This window comes from Streptomyces sp. NBC_01116 (assembly GCF_041435495.1).
Classification (GTDB): Bacteria; Actinomycetota; Actinomycetes; order Streptomycetales; family Streptomycetaceae; genus Streptomyces.
This window is the reverse complement of sequence record NZ_CP108644.1, coordinates 2,865,215-2,884,857: the sequence shown is the minus strand read 5'-3', so window position 1 is coordinate 2,884,857 and position 19,643 is coordinate 2,865,215. Positions and strand designations below refer to the sequence as shown.

15 protein-coding genes and 1 tRNA gene are annotated in these 19,643 nt (G+C 70.6%); 7 read left to right on the top strand and 9 right to left on the bottom strand.

All coding sequences use genetic code 11. From position 1 onward, the window contains the following. Positions 1-223: 223 nt before the first annotated feature. The 3 genes from OG245_RS12525 to aspT (OG245_RS12515) are packed head-to-tail and all read right to left on the bottom strand — an operon-like array spanning position 224 to position 5,281. Positions 224-1,876 (bottom strand): bifunctional aspartate transaminase/aspartate 4-decarboxylase, encoded by a 1,653-nt coding sequence (locus tag OG245_RS12525; protein WP_371623602.1) that lies wholly within the window; start codon positions 1,874-1,876, stop codon positions 224-226. Positions 1,877-1,899: 23 nt separating this feature from the next. Beyond that, a complete protein-coding gene (gene aspT / locus OG245_RS12520) occupies positions 1,900-3,603 on the bottom strand; it encodes an aspartate-alanine antiporter (protein ID WP_371623601.1) in 1,704 nt (567 codons plus the stop codon). A 1-nt stretch (position 3,604) separates the two neighbouring features. Then, positions 3,605-5,281 (bottom strand): aspartate-alanine antiporter, encoded by a 1,677-nt coding sequence (aspT, locus tag OG245_RS12515; protein WP_371623600.1) that lies wholly within the window; start codon positions 5,279-5,281, stop codon positions 3,605-3,607. A 362-nt stretch (positions 5,282-5,643) separates the two neighbouring features. On the opposite strand from aspT (OG245_RS12515), the gene OG245_RS12510 reads away from it, so the two are divergent. The 6 genes from OG245_RS12510 to OG245_RS12485 all read left to right on the top strand — a co-directional run bounded on the left by OG245_RS12510 (position 5,644) and on the right by OG245_RS12485 (position 12,687). Beyond that, positions 5,644-6,966, top strand: a complete 1,323-nt coding sequence (locus tag OG245_RS12510; protein ID WP_371623599.1) for an extracellular solute-binding protein — start codon at positions 5,644-5,646, stop codon at positions 6,964-6,966. A gap of 140 nt (positions 6,967-7,106) precedes the next feature. Then, a complete protein-coding gene (locus OG245_RS12505; protein ID WP_371623598.1) occupies positions 7,107-8,105 on the top strand; it encodes a carbohydrate ABC transporter permease in 999 nt (332 codons plus the stop codon). A gap of 14 nt (positions 8,106-8,119) precedes the next feature. Beyond that, positions 8,120-9,040 (top strand): carbohydrate ABC transporter permease, encoded by a 921-nt coding sequence (locus tag OG245_RS12500; protein ID WP_371623597.1) that lies wholly within the window; start codon positions 8,120-8,122, stop codon positions 9,038-9,040. A gap of 151 nt (positions 9,041-9,191) precedes the next feature. Further along, entirely contained in the window at positions 9,192-10,661 is a 1,470-nt protein-coding gene (locus OG245_RS12495; protein WP_371623596.1) for a GH1 family beta-glucosidase, read from the top strand. Between the two features lie 173 nt (positions 10,662-10,834). Further along, positions 10,835-11,872 carry a LacI family DNA-binding transcriptional regulator gene (locus tag OG245_RS12490; RefSeq protein WP_371623595.1) on the top strand — a complete coding sequence of 346 codons (1,038 nt, stop codon included), beginning with the start codon at positions 10,835-10,837 and terminating at the stop codon, positions 11,870-11,872. 224 nt (positions 11,873-12,096) lie between these two features. Beyond that, entirely contained in the window at positions 12,097-12,687 is a 591-nt protein-coding gene (locus OG245_RS12485; RefSeq protein WP_371623594.1) for a lytic polysaccharide monooxygenase, read from the top strand. An 82-nt stretch (positions 12,688-12,769) separates the two neighbouring features. Here the strand turns inward: OG245_RS12485 and OG245_RS12480 are convergent. The 3 genes from OG245_RS12480 to OG245_RS12470 form a co-directional block, all read right to left on the bottom strand. Next, positions 12,770-12,842, bottom strand: a tRNA-His gene (locus tag OG245_RS12480). A 120-nt stretch (positions 12,843-12,962) separates the two neighbouring features. Beyond that, complete coding sequence (gene orn, locus OG245_RS12475; RefSeq protein WP_371623593.1) at positions 12,963-13,568, bottom strand: oligoribonuclease; 606 nt, start codon at positions 13,566-13,568, stop codon at positions 12,963-12,965. 10 nt (positions 13,569-13,578) lie between these two features. Then, on the bottom strand, positions 13,579-14,796 hold the full coding sequence (locus OG245_RS12470) for a helix-turn-helix domain-containing protein (protein WP_371623592.1): 1,218 nt from the start codon (positions 14,794-14,796) through the stop codon (positions 13,579-13,581). A gap of 1,039 nt (positions 14,797-15,835) precedes the next feature. Here OG245_RS12470 and OG245_RS12465 point away from each other — a divergent pair. Then, entirely contained in the window at positions 15,836-16,357 is a 522-nt protein-coding gene (locus tag OG245_RS12465) for a universal stress protein (protein ID WP_026290787.1), read from the top strand. A gap of 107 nt (positions 16,358-16,464) precedes the next feature. Here OG245_RS12465 and glmS read toward each other — a convergent pair whose 3' ends face one another. The 3 genes from glmS to OG245_RS12450 all read right to left on the bottom strand — a co-directional run bounded on the left by glmS (position 16,465) and on the right by OG245_RS12450 (position 19,618). Then, a complete protein-coding gene (glmS, locus tag OG245_RS12460; protein ID WP_371623591.1) occupies positions 16,465-18,294 on the bottom strand; it encodes a glutamine--fructose-6-phosphate transaminase (isomerizing) in 1,830 nt (609 codons plus the stop codon). A 74-nt stretch (positions 18,295-18,368) separates the two neighbouring features. Continuing rightward, positions 18,369-18,644 (bottom strand): hypothetical protein, encoded by a 276-nt coding sequence (locus tag OG245_RS12455; RefSeq protein WP_003968990.1) that lies wholly within the window; start codon positions 18,642-18,644, stop codon positions 18,369-18,371. 86 nt (positions 18,645-18,730) lie between these two features. Next, a complete protein-coding gene (locus OG245_RS12450; RefSeq protein WP_371623590.1) occupies positions 18,731-19,618 on the bottom strand; it encodes a DUF4429 domain-containing protein in 888 nt (295 codons plus the stop codon). Positions 19,619-19,643: the final 25 nt, after the last annotated feature.

Below are 19,643 nucleotides of genomic sequence, written 5' to 3'. Positions count from 1 at the left end.
CGCAATGCCCTCTTCGCCCGTTCCGTTGCCGCTAGCGTGATCGTCGTACCTCCTCGTCGGCGGTACGGACCCCCACGCCGGCCCCCACCGCCACCGGTCGCCCCGGTGGCGGCGGGGAAACCGGCGGCCAGCAGCCCGAACGCCCCCTCGGGCCCAGAACCGCACGGCCCCCCACCGCGCGCTCCGGCCGGACCCCACCCCACCTCCGGCCGGAGCGTGCACCTCACCCGGCCTGCGCCCGCCACTCCTGCGCGTACGCGTCGAAGATCGCCCGCAGATGGTGGCCGATCTTCAGGTAGTCCAGGTCGTCCAGGTTGGCCAGCGACACCCGCACCGACCACTCCGGGCCGTCGAAGCCGCCGCCGTTGAGCAGCACCACCGACGTCTGCTCGGCCAGTCGGAACAGCGGGTCGACCGGCTCGTAGTTCTTCTCCAGGAAGTCGGCGAACGGCTTTCCGTGCACCCGCTCCGCCTCGGCCAGCAGATCCAGCTCGATGTAGTACGCCGCCCGCTTCGGGTCCTCCGAGACCTTCATGTGCACGCCCTCCAGCAGGAGTTCGAGCCGCTGCTGGACGATCGCCCGGATCCGGTGCTTGTACGCCTGGCCCTCGTCCAGCATGTCGAACAGCGAGAACAGCACCATCATCGTCTGCTGCGGCAGCGACAGGCCCGCCGTGTGGTTCAGCGCCACCTGCCGGGAGTCCGCCACCAGCCGGTCGATGAACCGGATCTTCTCCGGCTCCAACGACAGTGTCCCGTACCGCCTGTCGAGCCGGTCCTTCTGCGCCCGGTCCTGCTCCGCCAGCATCGCGTCGATCACGTTGTCGTCGTGCAGCGCGATCACCCCGAGCCGCCAGCCGGTCGCCCCGTAGTGCTTGGAGTAGGAGTAGACGAGGAGCGTGTTGCGCGGCAGGTCGGCCGCGAGCGAGCGGAAGCCCTCCACGAAGGTCCCGTACACGTCGTCGGTCACGATGATCAGGTTCGGGTTCCGCTCCCCGACGATGGAGACGATCTGCTCGGCGACCCGGGTGGAGAGCGCGAGGGAGGGCGGGTTGCTCGGGTTCACACAGCAGACCAGCTTCACCGACGGGTCCGCCAGCTTGGCGACCTCCTCCTCCGGATAGCGCCACTGCCGCACCCCGGTCTCCGTGAACAGACTCGCCTCCACCCGCACCACGTCGAAGTCGTACGTGTCCAGCTCCGGGATCTCCAGGTACGGGGTGAACACCGGCACCATCAGGGCGATCCGGTCGCCCTTCTTCAGGATGCCGTTCTGCATCAGCGAGTCGAAGACGTAGCACATCGCCGCCGTGCCGCCCTCGGTCGCGAACAGGCTCAACGTCTGCCCCTCCGGCGGCCGGTGGTCGAACATCTCGTCCGCGATGTAGCCGCGCACGATCTGCTCGGTGTGGTGCAGGATCCGGTCCGGGACGGGATAGTTGTCGCCGATCGAGGAGTCCGCCAGCTCGTGCACGAACGCGTCCCGGTCGAAACCGAACCGCTTCAGCGCCAGGTCCACGCTCGCCTTCAGCAGCTCGATGCCCGGCAGCTCCGGGTGCGTACGGACGAAGTGCTCGAAGCGGTCCGCGCACCCCGACTGCTCCGGCATGCCGCCCAGGTTGTCGGCCGTCCACACCCGCCGGGACTCCGCGATCGCGAAGTAGCCGAGCGCGTGGTACGCCTCGCGGGGTCCCGTGGCCACCCAGTTCGGGTTGCCGCGGCCCGCGTTGAGCATCGTCCGGGTCGACTTCCCCTTCTGGCCCGGCTGATCGCTCTGCGCGGCCGTCGCGATCTGGATGAACTTATCCTTCAGCTCGAACGGGGAGAGCTGGGCGAACGAGCGGATCTCTTCACGGCTGAGGCTGGTCTTGGGCATGGTGGTGTCCACTCCGTAGCGGGTCAGTGGTTCAGCAGGACGATCACGGCGCCCCACACCGTCAGCAGGACGTTGCCGACGGCGTACGGGATGGTGTAGCCGAGGGTGGGGATCTGGGACTTCGAGGTCTCGTTGACGGCGCCGATCGCCGCCGTGGTGGTCTGGCCGCCCGCCAGGACGCCCATCAGGATCGGGAAGCGGATCTTCTGCGCGTAGTGCCCGACCAGGAACCCGACGATCAGCGGGACGACGGTGGCGACCGCGCCCAGCAGCAGCAGCCCCCAGCCGGCCGTGGAGAGACCGCTGGTGAAACCGGGCCCGGCGTTGATGCCGACGACGGCCACGAACAGGCAGAGCCCGAGCGTGTCCATGAACCACTGCGCGCCCGGCGGCACGTTCCCGTACGTCGGGTACTTGCCGCGGATCCAGCCGAAGACGAGCCCCATGATCAGGCCGCCGCCCGAGGTCGACAGGGAGATCGGCACCCCGCCCGCCGTCAGCGCCGGAATGCCGATGCAGCCGCCGAGGAAGATGCCGAGGCCGACCCAGACCATGTCCGTCGCGAAGCTCGTCGGGACGGGCTTGCCCAGCGCCTTCCCCGCCGGACCGACCAGGCGTTCCGGGCCGGTGAGGACGAGCGTGTCGCCGCGCTCCAGCTTCGTGGACAGCCGGTAGGGGAAGACCGCCCCCGCCCGGTACAGCTTGTCGATGTACACGCCGACCATGAACGGCTGCCGCCGCACCTCCTCCACGGTCCGGCCCAGCTGAGCCTTCTCCGAGACGACGACGTGCAGCGTCTCCGTGCGGTAGCCCAGCAGCGTCACGTCGTCGGCCTCGGCCCCGATGTGCGTCACCGCGTCGAACGCCACCAGGTCGCCCCGGATCGCGCTGACCGCGACGGTGTCGCCGAGGCGCAGGACGCGGGACTGGTCGTGCTCCAGGACCGTGCCGTCGCGGCGGATCCCGGTGAGGTAGACCCGGCGGCCCAGCGCCTTCTGCTGCTCCTCGAAGTCCGCCACCGAACGGCCCACCAGATCGGGCCGCTGAACGCTGTACGCGCGCAGCACCACCTCGTAGTAGCCCTCGCCCTCGTCCGGGCTCTCGTCCGGCGCGTCCAGCTCCGCCGCCAGCTCCGCGCTCTCCTTCGCCAGGTCACGGCGGTAGAGCCTCGGCAGCACGTTGGCCAGGAGCATCGCGCACAGGATGGTGCCGAGCGGATACGTCACCGCGTACCCGACGGCGACCAGGTTCTCCTGGGTCTTCACCTCGGCGGGGGAGAGGCCCGGCAGGGTGCCGATCGCGTCCTGGGCGACCCCGATCGCGGCCGACTGGGTCAGCGCCCCGCTCATCAGGCCGGCGCCGAGCCCGGGACCGTAACCGAGCAGGTGCGCGAAGAGCCACGACACCAGCAGCCCGGTCACACAGACGACCACCGCGTTGACGACCTGCGGCAGCCCGTCCTTCCGCAGCCCCCGGAAGAACTGCGGGCCGACCCGGTAGCCCAGGGCGAACAGGAACATGATGAAGAACAGGTTCTTCACCGTGTCGTCGATCTGGACCTCGAACTGGGCCCCGAGCAGCAGCCCGGCCACCAGACAGCCCGTCACCGCGCCCAGCGCGATCGCCCGGTAGCGGACCTTCCCGAGCAGGAAGCCGAACGCGACCACGAGGAAGACGAGCAGCTCGGGGTGGGGCTGGAAGATGTTCCGGTTCAGGAAGTCGATCACGTCATGCCCCCAGGACGCCGACGAGGATGGGCCCGGTCAGCGGCAGCAGGAAGTTGGAGAGCGTGTACGTGATCGTGTAGCCGAGAAGCGGTACGGAGCTCTGGGCCACCTGGGTGATGGAGGTGATCGCCGGGGTCGAGCACTGCTGTCCGGCGATCGCGCCGATCAGCAGCGGCTTCTCGATCTTCAGCAGCTTGCGCCCGACGATCAGGGAGATCGTCGCCGGGACCAGCACCATGGCGATGCCCGCGAACGGCAGCAGCGCCCCGTACTCCTTCAGCAGTGGCCAGGCCTGGGGCCCCGCCGCCAGCCCCGTGCAGGCGATGAAGACGGCCAGGCCCATGTCCTTGAGCGTGCTCGCTGCCTGCGGCGGGAACGCGCCGAACGTCTGGCTGCGGGAGCGGAACCAGCCGAAGACCAGGCCGGAGATCAGACAGCCGCCGCCGGTGCCGAGCGACATCGGGATGTCCCCGATCTTCACGACGATCTGGCCGAGCAGGGAGCCCGCCACGATGCCGAAGCCGAGGTAGATGAAGTCGGTGGCGTCGTTCTTCACCACCGCGCCGAGCTTCGCGACGAGCCGGTTCAGCCCGCCCCGGGCGCCGACCAGGGTGAGCACGTCGCCCCGGGCGAGGACCGTCTCCCCGCTGGCGGGCAGGTGCTGGTCGTTGCGCAGCACGTCGGTGACGTAGACGCCGTCCTTGCGGAACTCCGGATGGCGCTTCTCCAGGCGGTCGATCGTGGCGCCGATCGTCTCCTTCTCGGTGACGGCGACCTGACTGGTGGCCAGCGGGGCGTCGAGCCCCGGCACGGCCGGGGTCTCCGGGCCGATCTCCCGGCCCGCCTCGATGATGGCCGCCCGCTCCCCGACCACCTGGATCAGGTCGCTGAGCGTCAGCTCCAGACCGGGGGCGGGCGTCAGCAGCTTGCTGCCGCGCTTGACGCCCTCGACGGTGATCCGGCCGCCCAACGCGCTCTCCAGAGCACCGACGGTCCGCCCGTCGGCCAGCGTCACCAGATAGGTGCGGCCGACCATGCCGGGCAGCGCCTCGCGCTCGTCGGACTCCAGCCCGCCCTGGCCGCCGCGCATCTTCTCCCACAGCTCGCGCGAGGCGTCCGCCAGGTTGATGCGCATCAGCATCGGCATGATCTGGCTGGTGTAGAGCACGATGGTGATCAGGCCGAACAGGTAGCAGACCGTGTACGCGGTGGCGACGTGCCCCTGGTACTGGCTGATCTGCTCGGAGGTCAGGTCCTCCAGCTTGCCGATGGCCTCGGTCGCCGTGCCCACCACGGCGGACTCGGTGGCCGCTCCGGCGAGGATTCCGGACGCCGTGCCCACGTCCAGGTCGAAGGCCTTGGCGAGCCCGTAGGCGATGCCCAGGACGCAGACCAGCTCGATCAGGCAGAGCGTGAAGAAGCGCAGGCTCTTGCGGTTGAGGTTGGCGAAGAACTGCGGCCCGGCCATGTAGCCGAGCGAGAAGATGAACAGCGCGAAGAAGACGGTCTTGACGTCGTCGTCGACGCTGACGTGCCGGGTGCCCAGCAGCAGCGACACGATGAGGGTGCCGCAGATACCGCCGAGCGTGATCGGGCCGACGCGGAGCTTGCCGACGAGGTAGCCGGCCGCGAGGCAGAAGAAGAGGGCCAGTTCGGGATGGTCGCGCAGGACGCCCATCCCGCCTCACTCACCGGGGCTGGGGTCGGCGACCTGGATGATCAAAAGGTACATAAAGGAGAAATTAACAGGGGTCGAGTGCCCCGGCAGCTCGCCCGGCCCGGCCTGCCCCCGTTCACCTTCCGATGGGAGGGCGGCCCAACGCCCCCTCGGTGACGCGCCGGACATCCCTCGGCAACGGAATCGTCTTCAACTCTTGACACCCACCCCCTTCAGGCAGCAACCTTCCGGCAACGGCGCATGGGAGCGCTCCCACTCTGGGGGAAGGTCTCGCGCGCTTCCTCTTCCCGCACCAGATCCGACGCCCTCCGCCCTGCCTCGCGGAACAGCGCCGGTACCACCCCGGAACAAGGAGCAGTGGAATGCGCATCACCCGCAGCGTTGCCGGTCGACGCAGGAGAACCGCCTTCGTGGCCACCACGGGCATCACGGTCACCGCCCTCCTCCTCACCGGATGCGGCGGCTCGTCCGACTCGGACAAGGGAGCCGACGCGGACGGGAACATCACCCTGACCCTCGCCGACTTCGGGCAGTTCGGGTACAAGGAGGCCGGGCTCTTCGAGAAGTACCACGAGCTGAACCCGAAGATCACGGTCAAGGAGGACACCACCGCCGAGGAGAAGAACTACTACCCCAAGCTCCTCCAGCAGCTGAACTCCGGCAGCGGCCTCGCCGACGTCCAGGGCATCGAGGTCGGCCGGATCAAGGAGATCGTCGACACCAAGGCGGACTCCTTCGCCGACCTCTCCAAGACGATCGGCGTGGACGAGTGGGTGTCGTGGAAGGCGAAGCAGGCCACCGCCCCCAGCGGCGCGGTCATCGGCGCGGGCACCGACATCGGCCCCATGTCCCTCTGCTACAACCGTGAGCTGTTCGAGAAGGCCGGACTGCCCACCGACCGCGCCGAGGTCGCGAAGCTGACCGAGGGCGGCTGGGAGGACTTCCTCGCGCTGGGTGAGCGGTACAAGAAGAAGGCCCCCGAGGGCACGTACTTCATGGACTCCGCGAGCGCCATGTTCAACGCCGTGGTCAGCTCCAGCCCCGAGCAGTACTACGACGCGAGCGGCAAGCCGGTCTACCAGGAGAGCGCCGGCGTCGAGAAGGGCTGGAAGCTCGCCGCCGAGGCCGCGTCCAAGAAGCTGACGCAGGGCCTGGCGCAGTTCGAGGACCAGTGGCAGGCGGCCCTGCGCAAGAGCACCGTCGCCACCGTCGTCTGTCCCGCCTGGATGGCCGGCCAGATCTCCACCTACGCCGGTGACGCCAACAAGGGCAAGTGGGACATCACCAGCGCCCCCGGCGACACCTCCGCCAACTGGGGCGGCTCCTTCCTCGCCGTCCCGAAGTCCGGGAAGAACGTCGCCGAGGCCACCAAGCTCGTCAAGTGGCTGACCGCCCCCGAGCAGCAGGCCGCCGTCTTCAAGGCGATCGGCGTCTTCCCGTCCAACCAGGGCGCCTACGACCTGCCGGACGTGAAGAACGCGACCCTGCCGTACTTCAACGACGCCCCCATCGGCCAGATCTACGCCGACGGCGCGAAGTCCATCCCCGAGGCGGTCCTCGGCCCGAAGGACGGCGTGATCAAGGACTCCATCTCGACCCAGATCAACAACATGGAGCAGCGCGGCACCAGCCCCGACGACGCCTGGGACGCGGCCGTGCGGACGATCGACAAGGCCATCGGCTGACCTCCGGCACCTGACACCGGACCGGCCCGAGCCGGTCCCGAGCCGGGGTGGGCGGGCGACACCCGCCCGCCCCGCCGCCCGCCCACCCCTCCAGCCGCCCCGGCCGTCCGTCGGCGCACCCAGGGAAGGACTCCCCGCCCGTGGCAACCTCGACCCCCACCCGGGATGCGTACGTACCCCCGCCCCGCCAGCCGCAGAAGGAACCGCCCAGCGAACGGCGGCAGTTGTGGCGCAGCAGGCTGTGGCGGTTCGACGACAAGGCGTCCCCGTACGCGTACATCGCCCCGTTCTTCCTCGTCTTCGGGGCCTTCGGGCTCTACCCGCTCCTCTACACCGGCTGGATCGCCCTGCACCGGGTGGAGATGACCGGCCTGGACTCGATGGAGTGGGTGGGCTGGGAGAACTTCGACAAGATCCTGCACGACCCCGAGTTCTGGACCTCGGTCAGCAACACCTTCCTGATCGGCGTCATCTCCACCGTCCCGCAGCTCCTGGTGGCCCTCGGCCTTGCCCACCTCCTCAACTACCGCCTGCGGGCCAGCACGTTCTGGCGCACGATCATCCTCACCCCGTACGCGACCTCGGTCGCCTCGGCCGCCCTCGTCTTCGCCCTGGTGTTCCGGGCCGACGGCGGACTGCTGAACTGGGCCATCGGCCTCGTCGGCTTCGACGACGTCAACTGGTCCAACGGGCACTGGACATCGAAGATCGCCATCTCCGTCATCGTCATCTGGCGCTGGACCGGCTACAACGCGCTGATCTACCTCGCGGCGATGCAGGCAGTCCCCAACGACCTGTACGAGGCCGCCTCGTTGGACGGCGCCTCGCGCTGGCAGCAGTTCCGCAAGGTCACCATCCCCTCGCTGCGGCCGACGATCCTGTTCACCATCGTCATCTCCACCATCGGCTCCATGCAGCTCTTCGGCGAGCCGCTGCTGCTGGAGGGCGGCGCGCTGGGCGCCACCGGCGGCAACGAGAACCAGTACGAGACGCTCAGCATCTACCTCTACAACTACGGCTGGAACCTCGGACACCTCGGTCCGGCCGCCGCCGTCGCCTGGGCGATGCTCGCCCTCCTGCTCATCATCGCCGCGGCCAACTGGTTCATCGGCCGATTCGTCCGCAAGTCCGCGGTCTGACCGGGAGCGCCTCCATGACCATGACCAGCCCTACGCACACCGCCCCCGTGAAGCTCGCACCCGCCCCGAAGGGCAGCGCCCCGCGGCGCCCGAGCCGCTTCCGGATGGGCGCCGGACAGCAGATGAGGGGCGGCCCGTTCGCGTACGTCGCGCTCGCCGTCGTCGGTTTCGGCTCGCTGCTGCCGCTCTACTGGACCCTGGTGGCGGCCTCCCGCACCCAGGACGAGGTCCTCGCCTCCACCCCGCCGTTCCTGCCGGGCGGAAAGCTGCTGGAGAACGTAGAGACCGCCTGGGAACAGGCCAACCTCGGCAAGGCGATCCTCAACAGCGTCATCGTCTCGTCCTCGATCACCCTCGCGACGCTCTTCTTCTGCACCCTCGCCGGCTACGCGTTCGCCAAGATGCGCTTCCGGGGCCGGGGCTGGCTGATGACCGCGGTCATCGCCACCCTCACCATCCCGCCGCAGCTCAGCGTCGTCCCGCTGTTCATGATGATGTCCGGCCTCGGCTGGGGCGGGCAGCTCGAATCGGTGATCTTCCCGACGCTGGTGAGCGCGTTCGGCGTGTTCTTCATGCGCCAGTACCTGATCGAGGCGCTGCCGTACGAGCTGATCGAGGCGGCCAGGATCGACGGCGCGAACAACCTCCGCATCGTGGTGAGCGTGGTGCTGCCGGTGGCCCGCCCCGCGATGATGGTGCTCGGGATGCTCACCTTCGTCCAGGCGTGGAACGACTTCTTCTGGCCCTACCTCGCCCTCAACCAGCAGAACCCGACCCTTCAGGTGGCCCTCGGCCAGCTCAGCGCCTCCTACACCCCCGACCAGTCCATCGTGATGGCGGGCGCGCTGATCAGCACGCTGCCGCTGCTGGTGGTGTTCGTGGTCTTCGGCAAGAAGATCGTCGGCGGGATCATGTCCGGCGCGGTGAAGGGCTGACCGACCGCCGCGCGGTGGAGGGCCGACCTACCGCCGCGCGGTGAAGGGCCAGCCACCCTTCACTACCCGACGGCGTCCCGTCCCTCCCGCCTCACCCCGTCCTCGTTCCTCACACCCCTCACCCCTCACTTTCTCAAGGGAGCGCTCCCACATGACAGCCGTCCGACCTGACACGGTCCCGCAGCAGGCCCCCGCCGCCACGGCCCCCTTCCCGACCGGTTTCCTCTGGGGCGCGGCCACCGCCGCGTACCAGGTGGAGGGCGCGGCCGCCGAGATGGGCCGCACCCCTTCCATCTGGGACACCTTCAGCCACACGCCCGGCCGGACCCTCGGCGGGGACACCGGGGACGTGGCGGCCGACCACTTCCACCGCTACCGCGACGACGTCGCCCTGATGAAGCGCCTCGGGCTCCAGGCGTACCGCTTCTCGGTCTCCTGGTCCCGCGTCCAGCCCACCGGCCGGGGGCCCGCGGTGGAGCGCGGTCTCGACTTCTACCGGTCGCTCGTCGACGAGCTGCTCGCCGCCGGCATCAAGCCCGTCGCCACGCTCTACCACTGGGACCTGCCGCAGGAGTTGGAGGACGCGGGCGGCTGGCCCGAGCGTGCGACGGCCGAACGGTTCGCGGACTACGCGGCCATCATGGCCCGCGCCCTGGGTGACCGCGTGGGCATGTGGACGACGCTGAACGAGCCCTGGTGCTCGGCCTTCCTCGGCTACGGCTCCGGGGTCCACGCCCCCGGCCGCACCGAACCGGCCGCCGCGCTGCGGGCCGCCCACCACCTCAACCTCGCCCACGGCCGGGCGGCCGAGGCGCTGCGCGCCAACCTCCCCGCTGCCGCGCAGATCTCGGTCACCCTCAACCTCCACCAGGTGCGCCCGCTGACCGGCAGCGAGGCGGACGCGGACGCGGCCCGCCGGATCGACGCGGTGGGCAACCGGGTCTTCACCGGGCCGATGCTGAAGGGCGCGTACCCGGAGGACTTGCTCACCGACACCGAACGCATGGTGAACTGGGCCGAGTTGATCCGTCCGGGCGACCTCGCCGCCATCGCCGCCCCGATCGACGTGCTCGGCGTCAACTACTACACGCCCACCATCGTCAGCACGCCCGTCTCCGGCGCCGGGGACACCCGCAACGACGGCCACGGCAGCAGCGAGCACTCCCCGTGGCCCGGCTCGGAGCACGTGGCCTTCCACCTCGCCGAGGGCCGGCCGGTCACCGCGATGAACTGGTCGGTCAAGCCGGAGGGTCTCTACGACCTCCTCATGGACGTCTCGCGCGAGCACCCGGACCTGCCGCTGATGGTCACCGAGAACGGCGCGGCCTTCGACGACGCCCCGGACGCGGACGGGCGGGTCCACGACCCGGAGCGGATCGCCTATCTGCGGGGCCACCTGGAGGCGGTACGCCGGGCGGCGGCGGACGGGGCGGACGTACGGGGCTACTTCCTCTGGTCCCTGATGGACAACTTCGAGTGGGGCTACGGCTATGCGAAGCGCTTCGGCGCGGTGTACGTCGACTACGCGACCCAGCGCCGTACGCCGAAGTCCAGCGCCCTCTGGTACGGCGACGTGATCGCCCGCCACGCGCTGCCCCCGGCCGCGGGCCCGGACGCCTGACCCGGTGTCGAGGCGGTGGGCCCGGTCGTCTCCCCGACCGGGCCCACCGCGCTTTTCGCCCCGTCGTTGGGAGCGCTCCCAATACACTGTCCGTACGCTCGTCGGGGTGATCGGTCCAGGACTTGGATTGACTGTACGGCTGTGAGAAATTGACCGGGAACGGGGAGGCGGCCATGGCGGCAGCGCGAGTACGGAGCGGCGGGCGGCCCACGCTCGAAGAGGTGGCGGCACGGGCCGGGGTCGGCCGGGGCACCGCCTCGCGGGTCATCAACGGCTCGCCCCGGGTCAGCGAGGCGACCCGGCAGGCCGTCGAGGCGGCCGTGGTGGAGCTGGGGTACGTCCCCAACCGCGCGGCCCGCGCCCTGGCGGGCAACCGCACCGACGCCATCGCGCTGGTGGTGCCCGAGCCGGAGACCCGCTTCTTCGCCGAGCCGTACTTCTCCGCGATCGTGCGCGGCGTCGGCGCGGCCCTGGCCGACACCGAGATGCAGCTGCTCCTCACCCTCGTGGGCAACGACCGTGAGCGCCGCCGGCTCGCCCAGTACCTCACCGCCCACCGCGTCGACGGGGTCCTCCTGGTCGCCGTGCACGCCGACGACCCGCTGCCGGAGCTGCTGGAGCAGCTGGGCATGCCCTGTGTGATCAGCGGTGCCCGGCACGCGGCCGAGACGCTGCCCTCGGTCGACTCGGACAACTTCGGGGGTGCGCGGGCCGCCGTCGAGCACCTGGTCTCCCGGGGCCGCCGCCAGGTGGCCACGATCACCGGCCGCCTGGAGGTCTACGGCGCCCAGCGCCGCCTGGACGGCTACCGCGCGGCGGTCTCCGCCGCGGGCCTGGCCCCCGACGAGCGCCTCATCGCCCCCGCCGACTTCACCGAGGAGGGCGGTGCGCGGGCCATGCGCGACCTCCTGGCCCGCCGCCCCGGCCTCGACGCGGTCTTCGTCGCCTCCGACGTGATGGCCGCCGGCGCCCGCCAGGTCCTGCGCGAGGCGGACCGCCGCATCCCCGAGGACGTGGCCCTGATCGGCTTCGACGACTCGGTGGTCGCCCGTCACATGCACCCGGCCCTCACCAGCGTCCGCCAGCCCATCGAGGAGATGGGCCGCCGCATGACGCAGCTCCTCCTGGACGAGATCGCGGGCCGGGCCCCGGGCGACGAGCGCCCTTCGCTGGTGCTGCCCACCGAGCTGGTGGTCCGCGACTCGTCGTGAGGGCGGTCGGGCCGGAGCGGCCCCGGGCGCTCCGGGGCCGGCGCGCTGACGGGCGGGTCCGGAGCGGACAGGTCGGCCCCGGTCCTCGGGCCGGGGTCTTTCAGTGGTATGGACATGACCAAAAGACAGGACTAGCCTCCGTCTTGGTCTAGACCAGGATGCGGTGAGCCGCCGCGCCCGGTCCGTCTGTCCGCAAGCTCCACCCCTCACCCCAGGAGCACCACATGCGCAGAAAGATCACCTCCTTACTCCTCGGCCTCGGCATCGCCGGAGCCTCCCTGCTGGCCACCTCCGGCAGCGCGCAGAGCCACGGGTACACCGACTCGCCGGTCAGCAGGCAGCAGCTCTGCGGCAACGGCACCGTCCGCAACTGCGGGCAGATCCAGTGGGAGCCGCCGAGCGTCGAAGGCCTCAAGGGCTTCCCGGCGCGCGGTCCCCGCGACGGCCTGATCTGCGCCGGGGGCAACCAGCGGTTCGCCGAGCTGGACGACCCGCGCGGCGGAGCCTGGCCCGCCTCCGCGGTGACCGCCGGGGCGAGCCACACCTTCCGCTGGCGGATCACCGCCCGGCACGCCACGACCGACTTCCGGTACTACGTCACCAAGGACGGCTACGACCCGGCGAAGCCCCTGACCCGGGCCGACCTGGACCCGCAGCCGTTCCTCACCGTGCCCTTCGGCGGGCGGCAGCCGGGAGCGACGGTCACGCACGCGGGCAACCTGCCGCAGAAGTCGGGCAAGCACCTGATCCTCGGCGTCTGGACCATCGCGGACACCGGCAACGCCTTCTACGCCTGCTCCGACGTCACCTTCTGAGTGACGGGCGGCACACCGCCCCGCAGCAGGCCCGCAGGCATGAAGAAGGGCCCCGGTCCGAAGACCGGGGCCCTTCCCTCAGGGTGAGTAACGGGACTTGAACCCGCGACATCCTGGACCACAACCAGGTGCTCTGCCAGCTGAGCTATACCCACCATGTCGCCCGGTCGTTTCCGACCGGCCGAGAAAAAGTGTACAGGGTCCGGGAGGGTGCTCGCGCCCCCGTTTCCCGGGGCCGGTCCACGGGCGCTCGCGCGCCCGTGACCAGCGGGTTCCTACGGTGCGGCCGGGGCCGACAAACGCGCCGCGATCTCCTTGGCGCGCTCGGAGTCCGGGCCGGGCTGCGGCACGAAGACCGCCTCCCGGTAGTAGCGGAGCTCCGTGATGGAGTCACGGATGTCCGCCAGCGCCCGGTGGTTGCCGTTCTTGGCCGGGCTGTTGAAGTACGCCCGGGGATACCAGCGCCGGGCCAGCTCCTTGACCGAGGACACGTCCACGATCCGGTAGTGGAGGTAGCCCTCCAGCTCCCGCATGTCCCGCGCCAGGAACCCCCGGTCGGTGCCGACCGAGTTTCCGCAGAGCGGGGCCTTGCCGGGCTCCTTCACATGCTCACGGACATAGGCCAGGACCTGCTCCTCGGCCTCCGCCAGGGTGGTGCCCCCGGCCAGCTCGTCGAGGAGGCCCGAGGCGGTGTGCATCTGCCGCACCACCTCGGGCATGGTCTCCAGGGCCGCGTCCGGCGGGCGGATCACGATGTCCACCCCTTCGCCGAGCACGTTCAACTCCGAGTCGGTGACCAGGGCGGCCACCTCGATGAGTGCGTCGTCCGTCAACGAGAGCCCGGTCATCTCGCAGTCGATCCACACCATGCGGTCGTTCATGCGCCCCACCCTACGGGGCACTCCGCTGTCCCGGCAGAGCCGGGCGTCCGGGAACGTACGCGTCAGGGCCCGGCAGGGACAGCTCCCCGGACCCCACCGACGCCGCCATGGCGACGGCCGAGGAGGACAGGGGCGAGCCCCGGCGTCCGGACGGTGGCCCCTGGCTGGGCACCATCGTCTCGACCACCGTCGCGGCGCTCTCCGCCACCCCCTGCGGACGGCGGGCCCGATAGGCGGCCCGGTACGCGGCGGGGGAGGAGCCGAGCTGGCGGCGGAAGTGCCCGCGCAGCGCGACCGGGGAGCGGAAGCCGCAGCGGCCGGCGACCTCGTCGACCGAGTAGTCGGAGGTCTCCAGCAGCCGCTGCGCCTGCAGCACCCGCTGGGTGATCAGCCACTGCAGCGGTGCGCTGCCGGTGAGCGAACGGAACCTGCGGTCGAAGGTCCGCCTGCTCATGTAGGCGCGCGCGGCGAGCGTCTCCACGTCGAACTGCTCGTGCAGATGCTCCAGGGCCCAGGCCACGACCTCGGCGAGCGGGTCGGAGCCGATCTCCTCCGGTAAAGACCTGTCCAGGTAGCGCTCCTGCCCGCCACTGCGCCGCGGCGGCACGACGAGCCGGCGGGCGAGTGCCCCCGCGGCTTCCGTGCCGTGATCGGTGCGGACTATATGGAGGCAGAGATCGATCCCGGCGGCCGTGCCGGCGGAGGTGAGCACATCACCGTCGTCCACGAACAGCTCGCGCGGATCGACGTGCACCGACGGATAGCGCTTGGCCAGCGTCGGTGCGTACATCCAGTGTGTGGTGGCCGGCCGGCCGTCCAGCAGGCCGGCGGCCGCGAGCACGAAGGCTCCCGTGCACAGACCGACGATGCGGGCGCCCTCCTCGTGGGCGCGCCGCAGCGCGTCCAGTGCCTCGGCGGGCGGCGGCGAGGTGATCGACCGCCAGGCGGGCACCACCACGGTGCCGGCTCTGCTGATCGCCTCCAGGCCGTACGGCGCGGTGAGTTCGAGCCCACCGGTGGTGCGCAGCGGTCCTTCCTCGCCGCCGCAGACGAGCAGGCGGTAGCGGGGAACTCCCGCGTCCTGCCGGTCGATTCCGAAAACGGAGAGCGGGATGGAGCTCTCGAAGATAGGGCCGCCGCTGAACAGCAGCACGGCAACGACTTCCCGGCGTCGCCGCCCGGTCAGCTTGCGTGCGGCCTCCGTCGCGGCGGCGGAGTCCTGGCTCATGACGCTAAGCCCCCCTCGGTGTTCGCGTCTCCCTGGTCCTTACGGGCCTGTCGCTCCTGCACGTTTCCCCTCGGTGTCGCACGTGTCCCCAGTCTCCGATTTCCAAGATCGAATCTACTGCGTCGCGTGGTCCCGCCGTGACACCTTCCCCCACCAGCTCAATGTCGATAAGGAAACGTGGCGTGAAGCGTTCGATCACGAAGCGTTTCACCTGCGAAGCGCACAGGGAAGTGCCCTTCGACAACGTGGCCCGTCCGCGTCGGGTGAAAGCGTACCGCGCGGTCCGTTCCTGCCTGGTGGGCGGTGGGCTGTCCGGCCATCTGCGGAAGGGTTGGGCACCCAGGTGAAGTTGGCTGAAAACCATCGGTTGTGTGTGCTGTATCCGGTCACGCCGGGCGCACAACCGGCGCCTGACGGCCGCGCCGGTGCGCTCCCTCGACGCCGTGAATCATGGCGTGTTCGGACCACCGCGGGCGGATACGGCGGGCCGTGGCGACGCGGACGGGGACGAGGCTCCGCGGGGCCGGGTGACCGACCGATGGGCCGTGGTGCCCCAGAATCGCGGGCCTCGGGCGCGGGCGGGGCGTCGGCCGGGGGCGGTCCGGTGGACCGTGCCGTCCGCCGGTCCGGGCGCGATCGCCGGGTCCGGCTCGAACGGAAGTCGCGTCGGGCCCGTCGCGGCGCCGTGCCCCGGGGTGGTGGCCCGGTGACGGTGTGGCCAACAGGGACCGGGTGCGGGCCTCGCCGCCGGGTGTGCCGGGTGGTCGCCGGCCGCCGCGAAAAACAGGACGGCGGACCTTGTTCGCCCCCTCCGAGGCCCGTGTACGACACAACCGGCATTGCCAACGCAGACAGGGTCGGGCATGCTCCCTCCAGCGTCACGCACGCTTTTGCGGGGGTCTGGGCGGTGGAGGAGTGACGCCGTACCCTTGGGGGTATGGGGTTGGGAAGATGATTCCCGGACAGAGCTTCACCACCAGCTGATGCACCTCTCGAAACCGTTTCCCTCCTCACGAGGACTCTCTTCGCCGAGACACCGATGGCCGGTCACGAAATCCCTGAACCCAAAGACCGCAAGCCGGTAGCCGACCCAGGGTCGGAGCCGCGGACGGTCGAAGAAGCACGCCATGCGTGCGATCCCGCCTTCCGGCACGGAGTCGTGGTCGGTTTCGACGGCTCCACGTCCAGCGAGCGGGCTCTCGCCTACGCCATCGGCATGGCCGGACGCTCCGGCTCCGGTCTGATCATCGTCCACGTCGCCAACCGGCTGCCGACCACGGTCTGGGCGGGCTGCGAGCCCCCCGTCTTCGTCGACGTCCCCGATCACCGCACCGAGGTCCTCGGCCTGGAACTGGCCTGCGCGGACTACCTCTCCGAGGTGCCCTGGGTGCTCGTCGAGCGCGGTGGCGACATCTGCCACGAACTGGAGGAGGTCGGCCGGGAGTACGCCGCCGACGCGATCGTCGTGGGCTCCACGCACGGCATCGTCGGCCGCATCTTCGGGTCCGTGGCCGGCCGCCTCGCCCGCCGCGCGCAGCGCCCCGTCATCGTCATTCCCTGAGGGCCGCCCGCATTCCTGAGGCGCCGCCAGAAAGCCCTGGAACGGCACGCGTTGGGCCCCGTACCGTCTTCGTGACGGTACGGGGCCCAAGGTCTGCGAACCGCCGTCTACTCGACCGTCACGGACTTCGCCAGGTTGCGCGGCTTGTCGATGTCACGGCCCATCGCGAGGGCCGTGTGGTACGCGAACAGCTGGAGCGGGATGCCCATGAGGATCGGGTCCAGCTCGTTCTCGTTCTTCGGCACGACGATGGTGTGGTCGGCCTTCTCCTGCACCTGGTGGGCGACGGCGAGGATACGGCCGCTGCGGGCCTTGATCTCCTCCATCGCGGCGCGGTTCTTCTCCAGCAGGTCGTCGTCCGGCACGATCGCCACGGTCGGCATCGCGGGCTCGATCAGCGCGAGCGGGCCGTGCTTCAGCTCGGAGGCCGGGTAGGCCTCGGCGTGGATGTACGAGACCTCCTTCAGCTTCAGCGAGGCCTCGCGGGCCACCGGATAGCCGCGCACCCGGCCGATGAACATCATCGACTTGGCGTCCGCGTACTCCGCCGCGAGCCGCTTGATCTCGTCCTCGCCCGCCAGGATCTCGCTGATCTGGTCCGGCAGCCGGCGCAGCCCGTCGATGATCCGCTTGCCGTCCGCGACCGACAGGTCACGGATCCGGCCCAGGTGCAGGGCGAGCAGCGCGAAGGCGACCACGGTGTTGGTGAAGCACTTGGTGGAGACCACGCAGACCTCCGGCCCCGCGTGGACGTACGTACCGCCGTCGGCCTCCCGGGCGATCGCGGAGCCCACCACGTTGACGACGCCGAGGACCCGGGCGCCCTTGCGCTTCAGCTCCTGGACGGCCGCCAGGACGTCGTACGTCTCGCCCGACTGGGAGACCGCGACGTACAGGGTGTCGGGGTCCACGACCGGGTTGCGGTAGCGGAACTCGGAGGCCGGCTCGGCGTCGGCGGGGATGCGGGCCAGCTCCTCGATCAGCTGGGCGCCGATCTGGCCCGCGTGGTACGAGGTGCCGCAGCCGAGGATCTTGATCCGGCGCACCCCGCGCGCCTCGCGGGCGTCCAGGTTGAGGCCGCCCAGGTGCACGGTGGAGAACCGGTCGTCGATCCGGCCGCGCAGGACGCGGTCCACGGCGTCGGCCTGCTCGGAGATCTCCTTGTGCATGTACGTGTCGTGGCCGCCCATGTCGTACGACTCGGCCTCCCACTCCACGGTGGTCGGCGTGGCCGTCGTGGTCGAGCCCTCCGTGGTGTACGTACGGAAGTCGTCGGCCTTCAGGGTGGCCATCTCGCCGTCGTCCAGCGTGACGACCTGGCGGGTGTGGGCGACCAGGGCGGCGACGTCGGAGGCGACGAACATCTCCTTCTCGCCGATGCCGAGGACGACCGGGGAGCCGTTGCGGGCGACCACGATGCGGTCGTTGAAGTCGGCGTGCAGGACGGCGATGCCGTAGGTGCCCTCGACGTGGCGCAGCGCCTCGCGGACCTTCTCCTCCAGGGTGTCGGCCTGCGCGCGGGCGATCAGGTGGACCAGCACCTCGGTGTCGGTCTCGGAGAGGAAGACGATGCCGTCGGCGGTGAGCTTGGCGCGCAGCTCGGAGGCGTTGTCGATGATCCCGTTGTGGACGACGGCGACCTTGTTCTCCGCGTCCAGGTGCGGGTGGGCGTTCTCGTCGCTCGGGGCGCCGTGGGTGGCCCAGCGGGTGTGGGCGATGCCGGTGGTGCCGGCGAAGCGCTTGGGGACCTTGGCCTCCAGCTCGCGGACCCGGCCCTTGGCCTTGACCATCTTCAGCGCGCCCGGCCTGCCCGCCGCGGCCTTGCCGGTGATGACGATGCCCGCGGAGTCGTACCCCCGGTACTCCAGCCGCTGCAGGCCTTCCAGCAGCAGTGGAGCGACGTCACGCCTACCGATGTATCCGACGATCCCGCACATGTGTTCTCTGCCCCTCCATCGACGTACACGCATTCCCGTTCGGCGCCCCGCACGGGCGCCCGGCCGACCCGGGGTCAGCCGTAGACGATGCGGCGCAGCTGGCGGAGCGAGAGCTCCGGCGGCGCCACGGCGCGGTGCGGCAGCTCGGCCGCGATCCGCTCGAAGATCTCCGTGTTGACCAGGCCGCCGGACTGTAGTTCGCGGTGGCGGCGCCGGACGAAGTCGTCGGTGCTCTCGTCGAAGTACGCCAGCACGTCGAGGATCACCCGGGCCGCCTCGCCGCGCTGGAGCGCGGTGGAGCGTACGAGGTGATCGATGAGGTCGTCATGCGACGAGCGGCGTTCAAGCACCCGTCGATACTGCTTGCCGAGGCGCCCTTACGCAAGAAATCTGCCCGATATCGGGCAGGAGCGCCAGGAAAGGGGGGCCGGACGCGTTACATGCTGCGCAGAACGGCCTGCTTCGCGGCGCTGAACTCCTCGTCGGTGAGCACTCCGGCCCGGTGCAGCTCGCCCAGCTCCCGCAGCCGCCGCAGCAGCGTGTCGTGGTCGCCCGCGGGCGGGGCGGCGGGGGTCTGCTCGGCCGCCTTGGCCAGGGCCGGGGCGGCCTCCGGGGCGGCCGGCACCGCACGGGCCCCGGGCAGCCGCATCAGCACCGCCGCCGCGACCAGGACCGCCGTGTGCTCCTTCTTGGACATCCCCCACAGGTCCAGGGCGTACGTGTCGTACTTCGGCGGGGCCGAGACGGGCCCCTCGACCGGCTCGAAGCGCAGATAGCCGTTCTCCAGGCCGATCGACGGCATCCACCGCACGCCGGCGATCCGCGACAGCGGGAAGGTGGTCGGGCCCCCGGCGGTCTTGGACTCCTCGGCCTTCCAGTTCCAGGTCAGCCGGACGCTCTCGCCGTCGAAGGACGCCGTGCCGTCGCCGCCCCCGCCGGAGACCGGCAGCGCGGGACCCGGCAGCAGGAAGCGGTCCACGGGGCCGTCCGGCACCTGCTCGATCAGCAGCGCGTTGCGGACCTCGTCGACGAAGTACTCCGCGACCCCCGTGCGGTCCTTCTCCACGGTCAGCGCGTAGGGGTCGGCGCCGTCCTTGAGGCGGCCGTCGGCGGCCCGCAGCACCGGGCAGGCGCCGCCGCGCAGGCGCAGCCGCAGCCGCCCGCCCCTGCGGTCCGGTTCGAACGAGACGCCCGCCACCGCCTGCACGGGTACGGCTATCTCACCCAGCTCCTGCCGGACCGGGTGCGCCTTTCCGCCGGGCACGATGCGCACGGTGTCCCCGTCGAAGGTCCATGTGCCGTCCCGCTGGATGATTTCTGCCATGCCCGTGATTCTGCCAGCCCGGTCG